The 22,664-nt window shown below is 29.3% G+C and carries 15 protein-coding genes; 12 read left to right on the top strand and 3 right to left on the bottom strand.

Annotated elements, in window-relative coordinates; all coding sequences use genetic code 11:
• Positions 1 to 46 precede the first annotated feature (46 nt).
• The gene (gene hsp18, locus C1715_RS03750) at positions 47 to 487 is read right to left on the bottom strand and encodes a heat shock protein Hsp18 (RefSeq protein WP_102399316.1); all 441 of its coding nucleotides are present in this window, start codon (positions 485 to 487) and stop codon (positions 47 to 49) included.
• A gap of 676 nt (positions 488 to 1,163) precedes the next feature.
• Between hsp18 and C1715_RS03755 the strand changes: the two genes are divergently transcribed.
• On the top strand, positions 1,164 to 1,700 hold the full coding sequence (locus C1715_RS03755) for a ribonuclease FAU-1 family protein (RefSeq protein ID WP_102399317.1): 537 nt from the start codon (positions 1,164 to 1,166) through the stop codon (positions 1,698 to 1,700).
• 181 nt (positions 1,701 to 1,881) lie between these two features.
• Here the strand turns inward: C1715_RS03755 and C1715_RS19255 are convergent, their stop codons facing one another.
• Positions 1,882 to 2,025 (bottom strand): hypothetical protein, encoded by a 144-nt coding sequence (locus tag C1715_RS19255; RefSeq protein WP_180963979.1) that lies wholly within the window; start codon positions 2,023 to 2,025, stop codon positions 1,882 to 1,884.
• A gap of 196 nt (positions 2,026 to 2,221) precedes the next feature.
• Here C1715_RS19255 and C1715_RS03760 point away from each other — a divergent pair, with 196 nt between their 5' ends.
• Entirely contained in the window at positions 2,222 to 2,905 is a 684-nt protein-coding gene (locus tag C1715_RS03760; RefSeq protein WP_102399318.1) for a response regulator, read from the top strand.
• Between the two features lie 85 nt (positions 2,906 to 2,990).
• Here the strand turns inward: C1715_RS03760 and C1715_RS03765 are convergent, their stop codons facing one another.
• A complete protein-coding gene (locus tag C1715_RS03765) occupies positions 2,991 to 3,263 on the bottom strand; it encodes a cysteine-rich small domain-containing protein (RefSeq protein ID WP_102399319.1) in 273 nt (90 codons plus the stop codon).
• 1,179 nt (positions 3,264 to 4,442) lie between these two features.
• Between C1715_RS03765 and C1715_RS03770 the strand changes: the two genes are divergently transcribed.
• The 10 genes from C1715_RS03770 (at position 4,443) to C1715_RS03815 (ending at position 21,826) form a co-directional block, all read left to right on the top strand.
• Positions 4,443 to 4,802, top strand: coding sequence for an ArsR/SmtB family transcription factor (locus tag C1715_RS03770; RefSeq protein WP_102399320.1), 360 nt, complete (start codon positions 4,443 to 4,445; stop codon positions 4,800 to 4,802).
• Between the two features lie 31 nt (positions 4,803 to 4,833).
• On the top strand, positions 4,834 to 7,071 hold the full coding sequence (locus tag C1715_RS03775; protein ID WP_102399321.1) for a heavy metal translocating P-type ATPase: 2,238 nt from the start codon (positions 4,834 to 4,836) through the stop codon (positions 7,069 to 7,071).
• A 180-nt stretch (positions 7,072 to 7,251) separates the two neighbouring features.
• Positions 7,252 to 7,524, top strand: a complete 273-nt coding sequence (locus tag C1715_RS03780) for a hypothetical protein (RefSeq protein ID WP_102399322.1) — start codon at positions 7,252 to 7,254, stop codon at positions 7,522 to 7,524.
• Positions 7,525 to 7,715: 191 nt separating this feature from the next.
• Entirely contained in the window at positions 7,716 to 13,091 is a 5,376-nt protein-coding gene (locus C1715_RS03785; RefSeq protein WP_180963980.1) for a diguanylate cyclase, read from the top strand.
• A gap of 492 nt (positions 13,092 to 13,583) precedes the next feature.
• Positions 13,584 to 15,464: an OPT family oligopeptide transporter gene (locus tag C1715_RS03790; protein ID WP_102399492.1), complete on the top strand. Its 1,881-nt coding sequence runs from the start codon at positions 13,584 to 13,586 to the stop codon at positions 15,462 to 15,464.
• Positions 15,457 to 15,822 (top strand): PqqD family protein, encoded by a 366-nt coding sequence (locus tag C1715_RS03795; RefSeq protein WP_102399324.1) that lies wholly within the window; start codon positions 15,457 to 15,459, stop codon positions 15,820 to 15,822. Before C1715_RS03790 ends, C1715_RS03795 begins: the two co-directional genes overlap by 8 nt.
• Before the next feature lie 289 nt (positions 15,823 to 16,111).
• Positions 16,112 to 17,347, top strand: coding sequence for a competence/damage-inducible protein A (locus tag C1715_RS03800; RefSeq protein WP_102399325.1), 1,236 nt, complete (start codon positions 16,112 to 16,114; stop codon positions 17,345 to 17,347).
• A gap of 7 nt (positions 17,348 to 17,354) precedes the next feature.
• Entirely contained in the window at positions 17,355 to 18,017 is a 663-nt protein-coding gene (locus tag C1715_RS03805; protein WP_102399326.1) for a methionine synthase, read from the top strand.
• Entirely contained in the window at positions 18,007 to 20,385 is a 2,379-nt protein-coding gene (locus C1715_RS03810; protein WP_180963981.1) for a homocysteine S-methyltransferase family protein, read from the top strand. The genes C1715_RS03805 and C1715_RS03810 overlap by 11 nt, the downstream gene beginning before the upstream one ends.
• A gap of 244 nt (positions 20,386 to 20,629) precedes the next feature.
• Positions 20,630 to 21,826, top strand: coding sequence for a dicarboxylate/amino acid:cation symporter (locus tag C1715_RS03815; RefSeq protein ID WP_102399328.1), 1,197 nt, complete (start codon positions 20,630 to 20,632; stop codon positions 21,824 to 21,826).
• The last annotated feature ends 838 nt before the right edge of the window (positions 21,827 to 22,664 follow it).

Raw genomic sequence — 22,664 nt, forward strand, 5'->3', positions numbered from 1 at the left:
TTAACTTCAAGTCTTTAATTTAATTGGGGGATGAAGTTTTTAGTGATTATTGAATTTCTATTTTTTTAGTATTAGTTCTTTCTTTTTCTTTTTTAGGAAGATTTATTTTTAGTATTCCATTTGAAAATTCTGCTTTAATATCTTTATCATTTACATTATCTACATAGAAACTTCTTTTAAATTCACCATAGGAAATTTCCCTTCTTACGTAATTTGAAGTACTATCTTCTAGCCTATCTTGTTTTTTAGCAGAAATTGTAAGATAATTATTAGCATATTCTATAGTTATAGCTTCTTTGTTTATGCCTGGTAATTCTGCTTCAATCATATAATTTGTATCTGTTTCTTTAACATCAACTCTAAAAGAATTTCCCATTAGTTCATTGGAGCTAAAGAAATCATCTTTAAAGAAGTTGTCAAAGAATTTATTAAAATAATCATCTCTTTTCACTATATTATTTCTTTTAAAAGGAACTAAATCAAACATAAATAACAACCTCCTCAAAATATTTAATTTTTATTACAAATATATAATACAATAAAGGTCAAAGAAAGTCAAAGTCTATAAAATTTAGATATAAAGATATTTTAAAAGATAATCTTAGAAAATCGTATTAATTTTAAGTATTTTAACATTTTTGCAGAAATCTTAATATTTAAGTTTTGTATTTGTAAAACTTAATATAGTATCAACAGCATAAAATATTACCTATTTTTAGTTTTATTTTTTCAAAGTCTTACTATCCTTTAATATGAAGGGTAGTTACCTATTTTCAGTTTTTTAAGTTGTCTTAGATATTTTACCAGGTGAAGGTAAAAGCTTAGGTTTTACTATATTCGTATTCTTGACATAACCGCATGTATTTAGTTATTAAAAACATTTATGATAGTATTATGTACATTTCCAATAATAGTATACTTAGGTTGCCAGTATGCTACTAACTTAAGTATTAAAATTTTTATCAATATATTTGAATATGAAAGTATGTTTTTGACAAGTTCTTTATCTGTAAATAAATTGAATTTATTTACAAATATATAATTTTAATATGAAACTAATACAAATATATCTAAAAAAAATATATAAGTAATTATAACTAATAAGAGTTAATGGTATAATATAAGTAAATAATAGGGTTAATAAAGGGTTAGGTGGTTAGTTTATGAAAAGAAAATTTGCAGATAAAGAGAATTGGATAAGAGTTCTAAAAAAGAGATTTAAATTAACATATATAGACAATGAAGACTTTAAGGGGTATATCTCAGCAATATACATAGATGAGGTTACAGATCCTTTAAAAAAGGAAGTTTTAGGGAAACAATTGCTTTTAGCTGATAAGGGATATTTATGGATGCAGCAGTTTCCACAAGGAAAAAACTATGCACTTACAACTATGGTAAATGATAAAAAAGAAATTATACAGTGGTATTTTGATATATGTAGAGAACCTAGAATAAATAGAAAAGGTATACCTTATTTTGACGATTTATATTTAGATATAGTAGTGCTTCCTAGAGGTGAATTAGTAATCTTAGATGGAGATGAATTGGAAGAAGCCTTTAAAAAGGGAGATGTAACCGAAGTAGAATATAAGTTAGCTTGGGATGAGACTAAAAAACTGGTGAAAGAAATAAATGAGGGTAAGAATAATATATTAAATTCAAGTAAACAATATTTGGATTATATAGAAAAATTATAAATATATGTAAAATTAGCTTTGGAGTTATAGGGGAATAGCTATGAGTTATAATTATCAATATGAAAATCTAGAAATTAGCTAGAAAAATAAGAGAACTATTAAAAAATTTTATAGTTCCCTTTGATAATTATTGTAAAATTATATATAAATAATATTTAATGCATTTTATAAACAAATAGTTTTATCTTTTTAAATTTTTTCTCGAAGGTTCTAAATCCCTTTCTTTAAATCCACTTACAGAGGTTTCACTACTTTTATGTTCTTTAAAAGCATTTTCTATATCTTCTGCTACTTTTTTGTTGGTTTTATTATGGTTTTTAGACATAATTTATCTCCTTTTATTGTTATTTTCAAATGATTATGGACACTAAAAAAACTATAGTAATATTATTAGTTAAATTATTGATTTTCATTCGTTTTTGGTGTAAATTATTGAATATTAGATAAAAAAATAAATGAATAAATAAACTTAAAAATAATATTTGAATGTCCCAAAAATAAAGTATAAGGAGGGGAAAAACTTGGCAAAGTTCGTTCCAGAAGTTAAGGGGGCTTTAAGAAATCATATCATAGAATTGCCGCCAGTTATAAGAGATGCTAGTGGTATAAAAGTATTTGGAAAAAGATTAAAATCGTTTATTTTCTCAACTGATGTTGCCATAATAAGAAATACTAATGCTGATGCTGTTATTGCGGTGTATCCATTTACTCCTCAACCCATTATAACTCAAGCGTTAGTGGTATCTTCAGATATACCAATTTTCTGTGGAGTTGGAGGGGGAATAACTACAGGTAAAAGAGTTGTTAACTTAGCCTTAGATGCAGAATTTAAAGGAGCCATGGGAGTAGTAGTTAATAATCCCACACCTAATGAAGTTATAAGAAATATGAGAGAAACCATAGATATTCCTATAGTGGTAACGGTAGTTTCAGAATATGAAGATATTAAGTCACGTATAGAAGCGGGGGCTAATATAATAAATGTAAGTGGAGCAGAAAGAACTCCTATGATAGTAAAGAAAATAAGGGAACAGTTTAAAGAAATTCCTATAATAGCTACAGGTGGACCTAATGAAGATAGTATAAAGAGAGCCATAGATGCAGGGGCTAATGCTATAACTGTCACACCTCCGTCTACAGCACAGATATTTAGGGATATAATGAATAAATATAGAAAGCAGTACTCTGACGATAGGTTTGAGTAATGTATTTAAATATAATAAAAGCATATGTTGAATTCAAGCTATTCAACATATGCTTTTATTATTGTAAATCAGTAAAAATTTAATCTTATTTTTTATTTCTATTAGTTGAAGCTAGTTTCATAACCTCGGGCATTTTAGACATTATATATTCATAACCATTTTTAGAATGAGGAACTAAACAATTGCTACAATCTTTTATACCATTATCTGTATATTTAAAGTTTCCACCGCATTTATCTCCTAAGCCATATAGTGGGCAAAAACAAAATAAGCAGTTAAAAGTAGAAGAATCTTTAACTTTATGACAAGGGAAGTATTCGCAGTTTTTGTGTTGGAAAAATTTATAGTTTTCACTCATGATTCTCACTCCAATCTATAATATACTTCTACATAAATTATAACACACAACATAAGAATATTGTGATGTAAGTGCCATAAGAAAAATCTGTCTTTAAGTCCACAATAAATATATTTTTTTAGACTGTTCGCAATACGCCAAGAAATTCTAATGTTTTCAAATTTCAATACCCTAAAGCTTTCAAACTCGCTTCTGACGGTGCTCAAACATGAAAGCTTCTTAACGGGTATTGAAATTTGAAAACAAAGAATTTCTAAGGCTAGCTCAATAGTCTAAAAAAATATATTTATTGTTACCTTAAAGACAGATTTTTCGGTTCATGCATAAGTTATCAAATGAGGAAGACAGCTAACTAAAGGATGATTTTCCTCCGCTATGCTACAGAAAATCTTTAATTGAATAAAAAATATATAAATACAATAATTTGATAATAAAAACTATAATTACACTATTAATCGAATAATTATAGCTTTTTCTTTTAAGCTTTTACAATCTTTTATTGGCGGTAGCCAGTCTAAATATTAAAGTTAAGATTTATACAAGCCAATGTATTATGGCAAAATATATTAAATTTTATCCAATATTTTATTTTAATAATTATGTATTTACTAGTACCTAATTAAAGTGACTAATTGTATCTCCCAATTAGTGAAAATATTATTAATAACCGGGATTTAAGTTCTAAACGAAAGGCTACGTCTAAAAAGATTATGGGAGCCTTTTTATTTGTTTTATAAATTAAAGATTTTCCGTAACGTAGTGGAGGAAAATCATCCTTTAGTAGGCTTCGCCTCTCCAGCCATAAACATATTAAACTAAAAATCTGATTTTAATGTAGTAATAAATGTGGAATTGGGGACTATTGAACTAGCCTTAGAACTTCTTATGTCTCACAGTTAAAGAACCGTTAAGAAGCTTTCATGTTTGAACGAGGAACGAGTGAGTTTGAAAGCTTTAGGGGCTTTAACTGTGAGACATTTAGAAGTTCTTGGCGTATTGTGAACGGTCCCAAATTACACATTTATTACGGAATTAAAATCAGATTTTTCTTATTGCGCTTACGTCACAGTATATTCTTATATTTATGTTGCAAAGATATTAAAATTATGATATTATCATATTAACATATGAACACATGAACATATATAAAAGTGTAAATAGTAACTAGGGGGTAAGAATATGGATAACAAAAATACGGATATATGTAGTTGTTATAGTATACACGAGGGTGCATTGAAGCATGTTAAGAATAATTTACCAAAGGAAGAAATATTATTTCAACTAGCAGATTTTTTTAAAATATTTGGAGATTCTACAAGATTAAAAATTCTTTATGCTCTTTCTATAGAAGAAATGTGCGTATGTGATATATCTAATTTGCTTAATATGAGTCAATCAGCTATATCTCATCAACTAAAGACTTTAAGACAGAGCAAACTTGTTAAATTTAGAAGAGATGGTAAGGTAGTTTATTATTCTTTGGATGATGATCACATAAGAAGTGTTTTAAAACAAGGTTTTGATCATGTTATGGAATAAATAAAATTTAGAGAATAGGGGGGGAAAAACCATGGGCAAAGATAAAAAAGACAATTTAAACAAACAATATATACTCAAGGGTCTCGGGTGTGCAGGATGTGCAGCGAAAATAGAAAGAAAAGTAAATTCATTAGAAGAAGTAGAACAAGCTGTGCTTAATTTTGCTACTTCAACTTTAATTATAGATTTAAAAGAGGAAAATAAAATTAATTATGTAGAGGAAAAGGTAAAAAAAATAGTAAAGGCTATTGAACCACATGTAGTAGTTGAAGAAAAAAACGCTAGACAATCGGTACAAAAAGAAACTGAATCTGGGCATAGTCACAGTTGTGAATGTGGTCACTCTCATGATCATGAGCATACTCATGATTATGAGCATTCCTATAGGCACAATCATACTCATGCGCATGCTCATGAAGGCTTAGATAAAAAGAATGTATCAATGGTTGTTGTAGGAACAATAATGTTTATAATTGTATCCATTTTTAAATTTTTCAATTATGTAGAGTTAACTATGTATTTGCTTAGCTATATACTTATAGGTGGAGATATAGCCTTAAGAGCTTTAAGAAATATTTTCAAAGGAGAAGTATTTGATGAAAATTTTTTAATGTTTATAGCAACAGTAGGAGCCTTTGCTATAGGGGAGTTTCCAGAGGCTGTGTTTGTAATGTTGTTTTATAAAGTTGGAGAAGCATTTCAAGACAGAGCAGTTAATAAATCTAGAAAGTCTATAGCAGATCTTATGAATATTAGACCAGAAATAGCTAGGATAAAAATGGGGGAGGAGTATAGAGAAATATCACCAGAAGAAGTAAATCTTGAGGATACCATATTAGTTAAGCCTGGAGAAAAAGTACCTCTAGATGGAGTTGTTTTAGAAGGTGAATCCATGGTTAATACTTCTAACCTAACTGGGGAATCATTGCCAAGAAGTGTTAGCGTAGGAGATGAAATTTTAAGTGGTTTTATTAATATGAATGGTGTGCTGATTATAAAAGTAACTAAGAGATTTTCTGAATCTGCTGTATCAAAGATACTGGATTTAGTAGAAAATGCCGGAGCTAAAAAAGCTCCAACAGAGCAATTTATAACAAAATTTGCTAGATATTACACACCTATAGTAGTGTTCAGCGCTTTAGCCTTAGCAGTGATACCACCAATATTAGTATCAGAGGCTGAGTTTGCACATTGGTTAAAAAGAGCTTTAATTTTCCTTGTGGTGTCCTGTCCTTGTGCCCTAGTAATTTCCGTTCCTCTTGGATTCTTTGCAGGTATAGGAAATGCATCGAAAAATGGAATATTGGTAAAAGGAGGCAATTACTTAGAGGCTTTAAATAGTGTAGAAACTTTAGTATTTGATAAGACAGGTACCTTGACAGAAGGCATATTTCAAGTTACTAGTGTAGTTCCTAACACTGGGATAAGTGAAGAGGAATTGATTAAGTATGTAGCTTATGCAGAGTCGTATTCTAATCATCCTATTGCTAGTTCTATTACAAAATATTATGGTAAAGAAATAGATAAAAGTATAATTAATAATTACGAAGAAATATCTGGCAAGGGAATTAAAGTAGATGTAATGGGTAAAAGAGTGTTTGCTGGTAATGATAAATTAATGAAGTGGAAAAATATAATTTTTAAAGAAGCTAGTGAATTAGGGACTGTAGTTTATGTGTCAGTAGATGGCAATTTTTTAGGATATATAGTAATATCAGATAAACTAAAAAAGGACTCTGAGAAAGCGTTGAAAGCACTTAAAAATATAGGTATAAAAAATACAATTATGCTTACAGGTGATAATAAAACAGTAGGAGAGGGTATAGGCAGAAAGTTAAATCTAGACAAGGTTTATAGCGAACTTTTACCTGGAGATAAAGTGGATATATTTGAAAAAGAGCAGAACAATCTTAGAAAAAATAAGAAAATTGCTTTTGTAGGAGATGGAGTAAATGATGCACCAGTTTTAACAAGAGCAGATGTAGGAATAGCTATGGGGGGATTGGGTTCTGACGCTGCTATTGAAGCAGCAGATATAGTTCTTATGACAGATGAACCATCTAAGGTTGTTACGGCAATAGATATATCTAAGTATACAAGAAAGATAGTAATGCAGAATATTATTTTTGCATTAGGAATAAAATTTGTAGTATTATTCATGGGGGCATTAGGTATAGCAAATATGTGGGAAGCAGTCTTCGCAGATGTTGGAGTAGCACTTGTAGCTATATTTAACTCTATGAGAATTTTGAAGTATAAAGCTAAATAAATAGAATTAAAAGTATAGTTAAAATTAATGGAGTTTCTAGACATAAAAAAGGGATAAGTAGAATAAAGGGTTATCTTGAAAACAAAAAAGTTTTCAGGTAACCTTTTTTTCTATTGACTTACGAACGAATGTTCGATACAATGGTATTAGCAAATGAGTTTTGCACGGGGGGTATTATAATTGGGTAAAAATAATTATTTTATTAAAATTTCCTATGACACAGGAGAAAAAGAAACAAACATCAAACACTCTGATTCCAAAATAAATTGTTTAAATTCTAGAAGTTTGAATGGAAAATATTTAATAGGTGGAGGAGTATATAATAGAAATAGTGGGTGTTTTGTTTTTAAAGCAAGGGACGTAGAAGAAGCTAAAAAGTTGGCAAATAATAATTCATTTGTAAAGCATAAAGGATATCAATATAAAAATTTATCGGTTACTATGTTTACATAAAGAGTTACTATATATTCTGATGGAGGAGTTATCCATCAGTTTTTTTTTACAGTAATAAAACATATTATTTTATTATGAATAAATAAATATATGTTATAATTTTAAAAAATAAATTTTAAAAAAATGTTAATAATTTCAAAATTATGTGGTATATTAAAGTTATAATCATTTTACATTGGGGAAGTGTTATAATGGAAATTATAAATAATAGGTATAGGGTTTTAAAATTTATAAAACAGAATAAGGTAGCTTCTTCATACTTAGTTCATGATCTGATTTTACAAAAGAAGGTTATGCTAAATATAATTAATTATGAAAGGGTTCCTAAGTCATTAATTGATTACTATATAGAGGATTTTATAGTATGGACAAATGTGGATTGCCCTAGAATAAATAAAGTATATGATTTTGGGATTATAAATTTAATAGATAATAAAAAACTAGGGGATATAAAATACTTTTTTACCAATGAGTATTATGATGATAATAAAAGATTTAGGTCTCTCATAAGTAATTTATCTGGTAAAAAAGAAATGCTAGATTTATTTATTAAATTGTGTCAAGGCATAGATTATATGCATTTGAAGGGATTTACTTATGGAGAATTGAACTTTAATAATATATGTATTGTAGATAACCAAGGCATAGAGGATGTAAAGCTTAAAGATGTTCCAACTGTAAAATTAGAGGGAGCCAATAGCGGTGTTAGTAACTATTATAATAGGAAAAATAGAAAATATGAAAAGAATAGCAATAAAAATATAAAATGTGACATAGAAGCTTTAGGTAAAATATTATTCTATTTATGTATAGAAGGATATGGGCATTTTACAGCTAACGTTTTTAAAAGAGAAGATATTGGAATAAAGAGCTACTTACCCAAGGTTTTTTTAGATAAAATTGAAATAATAATAAGAAAATGTACATTAAACAAAGTTCAGTATGATTCTGTAAGAGATATAATTAAAGATATAAATTATATGTTAGATGTAAACTATAAGCTTGATAAAATTGAAGATTTAAAGAAACTGAATTTAAACACTAAATTAATTGGTAGAAATGAAGAAATAAATTTAGTATTTCAGCAATACGCAGATATATTGCCAAATAATTCTAAGGACAAGCTATTATTAATTCATGGGGATACAGGTATCGGTAAGACTAAGTTTTTAAACAGTATAAAAAACTTACTTACGTATAATAAAGCTAATGTATATTTTAGTTTTGCTTTGAATAATAGAGATAATCAACCTTTTAAAGATATACTAAGGCAAATAGTATCTGAGTGTGAGCATGATGTTTTAGAGAAGTATGAAGAGGATTTAGTAAAATTTATATCGGATAATCATTATAACAAAAATATACTTCATAATGAAACATTAGATATTCCAAAAGAAAGACTAAAGCTGTTAAATAGAATTAATGGATTTATAAATGATTTTACTAAGTATAAATCAATGATAATAATTATAGACGATATTCATTTAGCTGATGATTTTTCCATTGAGATTTTAGATTATTTATGTAAAAGGCAAGTGAAAAATAAAAGCATATTAATCATATTATCATATTGTGATGGACAACATGTACTAAATAAAAATACTCTTCAATTTATAGAAAATATAAAGTTTAAGGAAAATGCTAGAAATATTCTTTTAAATGGATTAGATGAAGAAAAAACAGGAGAGATGATAAAAAGTATTTTGGGAATGCATGATATACCTAAGTATTTTTCTCATTTAATTTATAATAAGAGTTATGGCAATCCATTGTTTATAGAAGAGGTAATTAAGAATTTTTACTATAGTGGAATAATATATGTAAATAGGGAAACTGGCTATTGGAGTACTGATTATGAGTATAGTGATATTCCTATTCCTTGTGACATAAATCAAATATTAATAAATCAAGTTAAAGACATAGATGATATAAGCTACAATATTTTGTCTATTATATCTACATTCCTAAATCCAATTTCCATAGAAAATATAATATTTATGAGTGGTTATGAAAAAGGTGAAGTTGAAAAAAGAATAGAGATTATTTTAGACAAAGGTATTTTATGTAAAAAAATAGGGGATCAAGGTTTTGTATATGATTTTTATAATAAGTTGTTTAAAGATTTAGTATATGAAAGAATAACAGAAAAAGAGAAACAGAATAAACATAAATTAGCAGCAGAGTTTGTGGAAAAACAGTATATAGATGGATATGAAAATTATATTGAAGAACTTATATATCATCTTCAAAAATCTCATCAAAATGAGAAAGTTATATATTATTGCCTTCAAAATGCTAGTAAGATGAAAAAATACAATAACTATGTGGAAGCTATAAAAAATTTAAAAAATGCAATGGAAGCTTTAGATAAAAAAAATTTAAATCTAGATAGTTTAAAAATAATTACTGAAATAGCAGGATTACATCAGCATATAGGAGAATTTAATGAAGCTATAAAATACTTAAATATATTGCAAAAAGAGGGTAAAAGATTAAATGCACTAAAATATGAAAGATATAGTTTAAATAAAAAAGCTGCTATATATTCTGAAAAAAATGAAATAGATCTTATGGAAATATGTGTAAAGAAAGCAAGCGAAATAGCTAATAAGGAAGAGGATCTAGAAAATTATTTAGATTATAGATTAATGCAAGGCAGATTGTATAATATACAAGGTAGATATGAGGAAGCAGAAGATATATGCAATAAATCCATTGAACTTTGTTTAGATGAATTTGAAGCAAAGAAGGGGCTTTTTTATAACTTGCTTTCGTTTATATTTATAGTTAATAATGAGCTTATAAAGGCAGAAAAAGCATTGGATAAAAGCATAGAAGTATTTACAAAGTTAAATAAACCAGAAGGTTTAGTAATAGCACTAAATAATAAGGGTGTTATATATGGTGATTTTTATCAGGATATCGAAAGAGCTTCTAAAGTATATAATGAAATTATTGAAATTAGCAGAGAAAATAATTTAATAATTAGCGAAATAATTGCTATTAACAATTTAGGGGAAGGTTATTTTTATCAACAAGACTACTATTCTGCTCTAAGATATTTTCAAAGAGTTGAAGAAAAAGCTAAAAAATATGATCTAGAAGCTAATGTATTTTATTCCTACGTATTTCAAGCTAAAATACATTTAAAGATTGGAAATTATCAAAAAGCTTATGAATACTGTAATTTGTCTAAAAAAGAGTTGGACAAGTATCGCATAAATGATAAAGATATTTTAGAATATTATAGTGCGTTTGGGGAACTTGCTTTAGAATTTGGTGATTTAGAAAGTTCTAAGAGATTTTTAAAAAGAGTAGTAAATCCCATGTATAAAGAAGAGCCACTAGTACAAATTAATAGCCAATTTTTATTGAAGTATATAGACTTGATGGAAAGTGAAGAAAAAGAAATAACTCATATAGTAAATGACATAAAGGAGCTATTAATTAAGATAAATAATGCTAATGTAAAAATTCAGTGGCTTTGCAAAGTAGCAAGTTTTTTGTATGACAGAGAAAGATTTAGTGAAGGAAAAAAAATATTAAATGAGATAGTGGAACTTTCAGATAGTAAGGAAATAAATTATTTAGAAATGTACGTAAATTATTTAAAAGCTCTATACAATGAGAATAATCAATTAAAGGCTTTAAGTAATGTTTTAGATTTTGCTAAAAAAGAGGGAAATAAAAAATTAGAAAGTAGAGTTTGTAGTGATATAGGGAGTTATTACTTTAAAAAAGAAGATTATTTTAATTCATTTGTATATTATTTTGAATGCTGTGAAGTATTAATGGATATAATAAAACAGTTACCAGATAAATATAAAAATTCCTTTATAGGTTTTCATAATATAAAAGAGGTTATAGGTATATTAAAGCATATAAAAGAATACTATTACGGAAATTCTAAGATTTCAAATAAAATAAATGCAAATGAAATAGACATAAAAGAAATAGATGGTGTTTTAAATTTTATAAATTACAAGAATATAATGGACAATAGACACTTTGTAAAGTCTGTTAAAAAATTTTATAGTTCGCTGTATCATAATGAAGTTCACGATATAAAATCTGTACTAAATAAGTTAACTTCAAATGAAATTGATAATTTAAAGCTAATACTTCAATATATGCTTTATGTGACAATGGGAACAAATGCTTATATAGTTGAGGAAAAAAGTAATGGATTTAAAAAAATTGTATGTAGCGGTAATGATAAATTTTTAGCAGAGGAAGATAAAAATATTTTGAATCTGTGTAAGTTGAATAAAAATACAATATTGGTTTCTAACATTGATAAATATAAAACTAATGAAATTGAAAATTTAAAGAATGTAAAAGCATGTATATGTATTCCAGTAATCCTTCGGTTGGAGAGTGATATAGGTTTTGAAAGTAGAGATAATGAGATATACGATAATAATATAATGGCATATGTTTATGTAAATTCTGATAGAGCTTTAAATAATTTTAATATTAAATCTCTAAAGAAATGCATTCAATTAAATGGTTTAATTGGTTTAATCTTAGAAAAATACAAATTAAATAAAATAGCGGCATATGATAAATTAACTTCAACTTTAACAAGAAAATATTTAGAAGAGGAAATAGAAAAAAATTTAGACATGGCAGCAGAAAATAAAGGAATATTCGCTATGATTATGTTTGATTTAGACCACTTCAAGAATATAAACGATAAATATGGTCATCAAACAGGGGATGAAGTATTAAAGCAGGTTTGTAGTATAGTAAAAAATAATATAAGAAGTACTGATATATGTGGTAGGTACGGTGGTGAAGAATTTATTATTTTACTTAAAAATATTAGTTTAGAAGATGCTAAAAACGTTGCCGAAAAGTTAAGACAAAAGATTGAACAAGCTAATATTTTAGGTGATAAAAATAAAATTACCGTAAGCATGGGGATAGTTGAATATCCAGAACATGGGCAATGGAAACAACAGTTGATAGAGAAGGTAGATCAAGCACTTTATGTAGCTAAAGAAAGAGGAAGAAATCAATGCAGAGTTTGGCAAGAAGATATAACAAATAAAGTTAAAGTAACAAATAAACTTACAGGTATAATAACAGGAAATGAAGTGCAAAACAATAGAAATGTATTAGTTATGGTAGAATTGATAGAGTTATTAAACGAAAATATGAGTTTAGAAGAAAAAATATATAAAAGTTTAGGTAGAATAATTGAAATAACAGAAGCTCATTATGGAACATTGTTAAAGATAGAAAATGGGAATGTAACAGAAAGTTTTTCAAGAAAAGCTTTTGAAGAGCGGTGGAATAAAAATATTAACTTAAACGATGATATTATAAAATCAGTAGTGAAAAAGAGACATGGTATATATGCTATTGATTGGGATAATGTAATACAAAAAGATACCATAACTGGGTCACCGGATTGGCACTCAATAGTTGTAGTACCACTGATTAAGAATGATAATATCAATGCTGTTTTGTATCTATCAGCTTCTGTGAGGAGTAAAGAATTTGGCTTTGAAGATTTTAATTTTGTAGATACTTTAGCAAAAATTATAAGTAATATGATATAAGGCACATTCAAATAAATTGAATAGTTTTAAATTGCACATTGCAAAAAAATAATGCAATGTGCAATTTTTTTTACACATAAATAAAAATATGAATTTTAATAATTAATTATTTCACAAATTATAAAAATATAATAACTTTATATAAAACTATAGTTAAATTCTATAGTAGAGGAGATAATTGATAAGTTTTTAATGAATAAGCTGCTATTTGGGCAGTATAATTAATATATTGTGAAGTATAAAAGGAATAAATGTTATTAACAAATAACCGTAATATGAAATATTCTAAATATTATTAAATATTATTAAATTTTATAATGAAATTATTTGACATTATTAATTCATGTATTTATAATACTAATTGGAAATATTTAAATTTTCAGCATTGTCAAATTAATATATAAAACGTAGGGGGGAGTTTAAGTGGAAGCCAAAAAACTAAAGAGAGAAGATGGCATTGAGAGAAAGAAGCTATCTCATGGAGCATATGAAATGATACCTGGTGATCAGTATGAGCCGTTTATTTCATCAGACATTACTATGCCAGAACTTACATTACAAGCAATAGTTTTAGGATGTATACTGTCCGTAGTTTTCGGTGCAGCAAATGCATATCTTGGTTTAAGACTAGGACAAACTGTAGGAGCGTCTGTTCCTTGTGCAGTTACTTCAATGGCTATTCTTAGGGGAATATTAAAAAGAGGAACTATACTAGAAAATAATATGGTACAAACTATAGGTTCAGCAGGAGAATCTGTAGCCGGTGGAGTTATATTTACAGTACCAGCACTTATAGTATGGGGTATGGAGGTTAGTGTTACTCAAGTAGCTGTTATGGCACTTGTAGGAGGAATACTAGGAGTATTAATACTTATACCACTTAGAAGATATTTTGTATCTGATCAACATGGTGAATTGCCATTTCCAGATGGAACTGCTTGTGCGGAAGTTCTAGTAGCAGGAGAATCTGGTGGTAAATCAGCTAAAATGCTATTTATAGGTGGAGGATTATCAGGATTTTACACTCTTTGCGTAAACGGATTCAAACTTTGGGAAAGTGGTGTTGGAACTCTAATAAAAGGATTCCAAAATGCATTTATAGGAATAGAAGCTACACCAGCACTTTTAGGTGTAGGATATGTTATGGGACCTAGAATATCTGCAATAATGTTTTCAGGTGCAGCTCTAGGTTGGTTAGTAATTATACCTTTAATAAAATATTTTGGAGCAGGGCTTACAGCAGCAGTATATCCAGCTACTGTTCCAATAGCAGAACTTGGAGTTAAAGAAGTTTGGAGTTTTTATTTAAGATACATAGGAGCAGGTGCAGTTGTATTTGGAGGAGTTTGGAGTTTTATAAAAGTAATTCCTGTAATGTTTAAGAGCTTTAAAATGGGATTTCAGCAATTAGGCAATGGAAAATCAGCAAGTGGTGTGAAAAGAACCGATAATGACTTAAATATGGCATTAGTACTTGCATTAATAGGATTAGTTTTTGTATTTATAGCATTTTTCCCACCGTTAAAATTAGGATTTGTTAGAGCACTACTAGTTCTTATATTCACAATTTTATTTGTACCAGTAGCAGCTAAAATGGTTGGATTAACATCAAATAACCCAATATCAGGAATGACTATAGCAACATTATTAGTTACTTCACTTATATTAAAAGCTATGGGAAGTACAGGAGAAAAAGGTATGCTTGCAGCATTATCTGTAGGAGTTATAGTATGTATAGCTGTAGGAATCACAGGAGATACTTCTCAAGATTTAAAAACAGGATTTTTAGTTGGAGCGACTCCAAAGAAACAACAAATAGGAGAATTAATAGGAGTTGTATCATCAGCTTTGGTTATTGGATTTGTAATTAATCTATTAAATAAAGCTTATGGAATAGGTTCAGAAGCTTTACCAGCGCCACAGGCAACATTGATGTCATTAGTTGTTAAAGGGGTGTTCACAGGCAACCTTCCTTGGATATTATTGTTCATAGGAATGGCTATTGGTGCCGTAGTTGAACTTTTAGGAATTCCAGTTCTTCCATTTGCTATAGGTCTTTATCTACCAATATCTCTATCAACAGCACCTATTCTTGGAGGGTTCATAAGAGGGATTCTGGAAAAGAGAAAAAAAGGAGATGAACTGGCTTTAAGAAGAGAATCTGGAATATTAATAGCGTCAGGTTTTGTGGCAGGAGATTCTTTAATGGGAGTAATACTTGCAGTATTTGCATATTTCGGAATTAATATGGGATTTGGAGAAAAAATAGCATTCCTTCATAATCCAATAGTATCTTTAATACCATATGCATTGCTTTGGTGTGTATTACTATACTATTCTAATATAAGAAAGCCGGATGAATTAAATGAGTAAAAGGATAAAAACTCATAATAATTTATTAGAATACATACCTGTAAAGGCTAACCCTTATATAGATGAGAAAAGAGAGGAAAATTCTAATATTACTTTGGTTATAAAAAGAGAGAGTAAATTAGATAAAGTACTTTTAAAGATATTTAGAAAGGCACATAAAGAATTATATGTGCATCTAGATGAAATAGGGTCTTACACATGGGAAAATATAGATGGTAAGAAGACAGTTCATGAATTAGCAAAAGAATTCATGACAAGTTACAGTGTAGGAGAAATTGAAGCATTAAATAGAATGGGTACATTTATAAGAATATTGAATAATAATAAATTTATAAGGTTAATGAAACCTACTACATAATACAGAGGCATCGGATATATCATCCGATGCCTTTTAAATATAATTTTAAAAAACTATATGATATTGTTTATAATTTAATCTATAATAATAAATAAAAACAACAAAAGACTTAGATAAATTTGTTTAATGACAATTATAAAAACAGACTCAATTAACAACATTTTTCAATATTATGTAAAAGATAAAATTAAATAGCATGTTATACTTAAAGGAAATAGGGTTTTATATCCAAAGTAAATAAAAAAATTGTGATTCTAATCACAATATATTAAAGAAAGAAGGAATAAATATGCAAGCAGAGATTTTAGCTGTGGGAACGGAGATATTACTAGGAGACATAATTAATACAGATGCACAGTATGTAGCTAAAAGACTAGCAGATTTAGGTGTAGAGGTATTTTTTCAAGGTGTAGTAGGAGATAATCCATGTAGATTAAAAGAAGCATTGGAATTAGCCTTTACAAGATCTGATTTAGTTATAACTACTGGAGGACTTGGACCTACTAAAGATGACCTTACAAAAGAAACAGTATTTGAATTTTTAAATAAAAAAGCTGTAATCCATAAGGAGTCTTTGAAAAGGATAGAGGAGTATTTTAATAAATCTCATAGGTATATGCCAGAAAGTAATAAAAAGCAAGCCTATTTTCCAGAGGAGGCTATTATAATGACTAATAACAATGGCACTGCGCCAGGTTGTATATTAGAGCATGAAAATAAAATAGTAGCAGTTTTCCCAGGACCCCCAAAGGAGCTTGTTCCTATGTTTGAAGAATCTTTTGTGCCTTATATTAAAAAATATACTTCAGGAGTTTTGTACTCAAAAGTATTAAGAGTGATAGGTTTAGGAGAAAGTAGAGCAGCGGAGATGATACAAGATATTTTAGATAATCAAAGCAATCCAACAGTAGCTCCTTATGCTAAAGATGGAGAGGTAACTTTTAGGATAACTGCTAAGGCTAACGAGGAAGAAGAAGCTAAGAAACTTATAGATCCTATAGAGAAACTTTTAAGAGAAAGATTAGGAATAAATGTATATGGTGAGGGGAATACCACCATAGAGGATGAAGTTGCTAAAATTTTAATAAAAAATAATCTAACCATAGCAACAGCAGAATCTTGTACTGGAGGACTTTTAGCAGGAAGGTTAATAAATTATCCTGGTATATCCTCTGTATTTTTAGAAGGAGCAGTTACCTATAGTAATGAAGCAAAAATTAAAAGACTAGGTGTTAGAAAAGAAACCTTAGACAGATACGATGCAGTTAGTGATGAGACTGCAGCAGAAATGGCTGAAGGCATAGCAAAAGAGGCAGGTACAGATATAGGATTGTCTACTACAGGAATAGCGGGACCTGGTGGAGGAACAGAGGAAAAGCCGGTGGGCTTAGTATATTTAGGTATTTATATAAAAGGAAAGGTGAAAACCAAGAAACTAAATTTAAATGGTAACAGGCAGAAGATAAGAGAAGTAGCTGTTATGAAATCATTAGACTGGCTAAGAAGAGAATTAAGTGGGAAGTAGTGAGTTTATGGCAATAGATAAAAAAGAAGTGCTTAGATACTTAGGATATAGGGGACAGCATATAGATGAAAATATGCACAGGCTTATAGATGACTGCATAGAAGAAACAGAAAAAGCTGTTCAAGAACATTTTTTGTACAATATATTTCCCATAATAAAAAAAGAAGAGTATATGGAGCTGGAAGGTACAAATATTGTATTAAAGGGAAAGGATATTCAAAGTCACCTATGTAATGCTAAAAGCTGTGCTGTTATGACTGTTACCATAGGTGGTGAAATAGAAAAAATCATAAGATATTATGAAATAGTTAATCTTACTAAAGCTGCGGTACTAGATGCCTGTGCCACGGTAGCAGTAGAGATTCTATGTGATAAAGTAGAGGATAATATCAAGAGATTTGCAGAGGAACAAGACTTATTTATTACTCAAAGATATAGTCCAGGATATGGTGATTTTAGTATAGAAATTCAGAGTGACATACTTAGGGTTCTAGGGTCCTATAAAATGGGGCTTACTTGTACTGATAACTTCATTCTTATGCCCAGAAAATCTGTGACTGCATTAATAGGAATTGTGGATAAAGAATTCAATAAAAAAAGACACTGTAAAAATTGTAGTAATTATAAAAGTTGTGCATACAGAAAGGATGAGGGCTATTGTGATAATTAGAGAGAGATTTGGCAAAGAAATTTTATTTTTTGATGGTGCTATGGGAACTATGTTGCAAAAAAGCGGGTTATTGGCAGGGGAGATTCCAGAAACCTACAACATGCTTCAACCAAATAAAATTATTGAAATACACCAAAAATATATAAAAGCAGGAGCAAATATAATTACAGCTAATACCTTTGGTGCTAATGAGTATAAGTTAAAAGGTACTAATTTTACCGTAGAAGAGATAGTGGAGAGTGGAGTAAATATTGCTAAAAAAGCTGGAAATGGAAAATATGTAGCTCTGGATGTGGGGCCTATTGGACAGCTTTTAGAACCTATGGGGATTTTGTGTTTTGAAGAAGCTTACAATATATTTAAAAGACAAATAGTAGCAGGATATAAGGCAGGATGCAATCTAATATTAATTGAGACTATGACAGATGTATATGAGGCTAAGGCGGCAGTGTTAGCTGCTAAGGAGAATACAGATTTACCTATACTATGTACTATGACCTTTGGAGAAGATGGAAGAACTTTAAGTGGCACAGATCCTCTAACTATGGTAACTATACTAGAAAGCTTAGGAGTAGATGCACTTGGAGTTAATTGTTCCTTTGGACCTAAGGAAATTAAAGAAATAATTAGAGAGATCTGTAAATATGCTCATTTACCTATTATGGTTCAACCTAATGCAGGATTACCACAAATTCAAGATGGAAAATTAGTCTATAGTTTAGGTCCAGAAGAGTTTGCAATAAATATGAAGGACATAGCGCAGATGGGAGCAAGTATTTTAGGAGGATGCTGTGGAACAGATGAAAGATATATAGAAGAAACTGTTAAGCTAATTAAAGGCATGAAAGTGGTTAAAACTGATGGCCCTAAAATCACTACTTTGTGTAGTTCTTCTAAGACAATTATAATAGATGAAGGTGCTAAGGTAGCAAGTGACAGAATAAATCCTACAGGTAAAAAGGATTTTAAAGAAGCATTAGAAAATGAAGATGTAGATTTTCTACTTAATCAAGTGGTTAAACAAAAGGATAGTGGTGTAGACTTTATAGATATAAATTTAGGACTGCCTGGTATAGATGAAAAAGGGGTTATGGTAAAGGCTATAAAGGAAATTCAAGCGATTATAAATACCCCTCTTCAAATTGATAGTTCGGACAGTAAGGTTATTGAGGCGTCAGTTAGAGTATATAATGGTAAGCCAATTATAAATTCTGTAAATGGTAGAAAAGAAATTATGGAAAAGATATTCCCTATAGTTAAGAAATACGGTGCTTGTGTAATAGGATTAACTCTGGATGAAAATGGGGTACCTTCCACTGCAGAAGAGAGATTTGCTATAGCAAAAAGAATAGTAAATAAGGCCCAGGAGTATGGAATCCCTAAGGAAAATATATTAATAGATTCATTGGTGCTTACAGTGTCAGCACAACAGAAGGAAGCCATAGAAACCTTAAAAACCGTTAGACTAGTAAAAGAAAGATTGGGAGTTAAAACTTTACTAGGAATAACCAATATATCTTTTGGACTTCCTAGCAGAGGACTTTTAGATAGAACATATTTGTCCATGGCATTAGCTATGGGAGTTGATGCGGTTATAATAAACCCTATGGATAGAGAAGCCATGAACACTGTATATGCTTATAGAGTAATTGATGGAGAGGATATTGGAGGAAAGAACTATGTGGGAAAAATCGCTCCTTTTAAAGAGAACTGTAAGCTGGAAAGTCAGGGGCAGGATAAAAGTTTAAAACATATGATTATATCAGGTCTAAAAGAAGAAACTGCAAATGCCACAAGGGAACTTCTAAATTTCAAAAATTCATTGGAAATTATAGAAGAATATTTGATACCAGCATTAGATGAAGTAGGCAAAAAATACGAGGAGGGGGAGATGTTTTTACCTCAGCTTATTCAATCGGCGGAAACAGTCAAAAGCGCTTTTGATATAATAAAAAATAACATTAAAGAGCAGGGAAAACAGGAGATTTATAAAGGGAAAATAATACTAGCTACAGTACAGGGAGATATTCACGATATAGGAAAAAATATAGTTAAATTACTTCTAGAAAACTATGGATTTAAAGTAATTGATTTAGGAAAAGATGTACCAGTTAAAAAGGTAGTGGAGGAGGCAAGAATAAGGGATATAAAATTAATAGGGTTGAGTGCTTTGATGACCACTACAGTAAAGAGTATGGAAGAAACTATTAAGGCTTTAAAAGAAAATGGACTAGATGTAGAGGTTTTTGTAGGTGGTGCGGTTTTAAATCCAGACTACGCAAAAAACATAGGTGCTAATTATTATGCAAAAGATGCTAGAGAATCTGTCAAAATAGCTCAAGAAATATTTAAGGAATCTACAAGGTAAAAAGAATCATAGCACAATTTTACAAGTATATAATTTAGCATTATAAAAAAATATAGAAAATGTATTGAAGAAATATGTTGACATGCTTTAAAAAAGGTGTTAACATATTTTTTAATTTACAAAACACAAATGTGTTTGCACAACGTACACAAAATAGGAAAAGGGGGTAAAAATAGATGAACTTAGAGGATAGTGAGACACTTAGTTAAAAAAATTCATACATAAATAAGAAGGGGGCAAACAAATGAAAAAGGTAGGTTTATTACCAAGACTTATGTTAGCAATTTTATTAGGTATTATTATAGGGTCAGTATCATTGAAGGTAGGCAATTACGCTATACCTAGAATTTTTATTACATTTAGTGAATTATTTGGGGCTTTTTTAGGATTTATAATTCCTTGCATAATAATAGCTTTTGTGGCACCGGGAATTGCTGAGCTGGGAAAAGAATCAGGAAAACTACTAGCGCTGACAGCTGCTATTGCATACATTTCAACTGTAATAGCGGGAACAGTTTCATATTTTGTAGGAATGGCTATATTACCTAAAATATTAAAGGCAGGAGAAGTAACTAAAAAATCAGGAGTAGATATAAAACCATATTTTTCATTAAATATAGATCCTGTTATGGGAGTAATGACAGCGCTGGTAATGGCTTTTATGCTTGGAGTTGGAATGTCAAAAATTAAAGGAAAGACATTACTACAAAGTGCAAAGGATTTTCAAGATATAATATCCTTAGTGATTAAAAATATATTAATACCTTTTGTACCAGTGTACATTATAGGCATATTTATTAAATTAACCATTTCCGGAGATATATTTAGAACATTAAAGGCGTTTTCATCAGTATATATTATTTTATTTTTACTTCAAATTGCGTATTTATTTGCACAGTATAGTATGGCATGGTTGATAAGTAGAAAAAAACCTTTTAAGTCTATTAAAAATATGATACCAGCGTATTTTACTGCTTTAGGAACTCAATCATCAGCAGCTACTATACCAGTAACTTTGCAGAGTGCAAGAAAAAATGGTATTTCAGAAGATATATCTGACTTTGTTATTCCCTTATGTGCTACTATACACTTAGCAGGAGATACAATAACTTTAGTATTAGCATCTATGGGAGTTATGATTATGAATGGTGTTATGCCAACTTTTAGCACTATGTTTCCATTCATATTAATGCTAGGAGTAACTATGGTAGCAGCACCTGGAATACCAGGGGGAGGAGTTATGGCGTCTTTAGGACTTCTTAAAGATATGCTTATGTTCAATCCGGCCCAACAAGGTCTTATGATTGCCCTTCATGCTGCGCAAGATAGTTTTGGAACAGCTACTAATGTTACAGGGGATGGAGCTATAGCAATAATTGTAGATACCATTGCTAAAAGAAGCGAAGCTAAAGAAGTAAACTTAGAATTACAAGAAGCATAAAATAAGAAAATTGTGGAGCAATACATTGAAGGAAAATCTGATTTTAATTCCGTAATAAATGTGTAATTTGGGACTGTTCACAATACGCCAAGAACTTCTAAATGTCCCACAGTTAAAGACCCTAAAGCTTTCAAACTCACTCGTTCCTCGTTCAAACATGAAAGCTTCTTAACGGGTCTTTAACTGTGAGACATAAGAAGTTCTAAGGCTAGTTCAATAGTCCCAAATTCTACATTTATTACTACATTAAAATCAGATTTTTAGTTTAATATGTATGCGTTTTGAGAGGAGAAGCCTACTAAAGGATAATTTTCCTCCGCTTCGCTATGGAAAATCTTCTATTTATAAAAAAGAAAGCGCTCATAATATTTTTTAGGCGTAGCCTTTCGTTTAATCTACAATCCTAGTTACTAATAATATTTTAACTAATTATGAGATATAATTAGTTACTTTGATTAGTAACTAGTGTATACCAAATTATTAAAATATTAAATAAAACTTAATATTTTTTGCCGTAAGGTACACGAAAAGAAATAACAAGTCAAAGATGCTAGTATATTTTGTGTCAGGCAAGTAAGCAGGTTCCGTCGCTAGTAAGACTATCGGTGGGTTCTGCTGACGCAAAATAGACTACTATACTGACTTGTATAAACCCTAGCTTTTATATTTACGCTAGCTAACGCCAATAAGATATTTTTAAAGTGCTTGAAAAGAAAAGCTATAGCTATTCTATTTAATGAAATTGTTATAGCTTTTTTGCTATTCCATTTATTTAATTAAAAATTTTCCGTAACATAGTAGAGGAAAATCCTCCTTTAGTAGGCCGTCTGCCCCATAA

The sequence above is a fragment of the Haloimpatiens massiliensis genome (genome assembly GCF_900184255.1).
GTDB classification, from domain to species: Bacteria; Bacillota; Clostridia; order Clostridiales; family Clostridiaceae; genus Haloimpatiens; species Haloimpatiens massiliensis.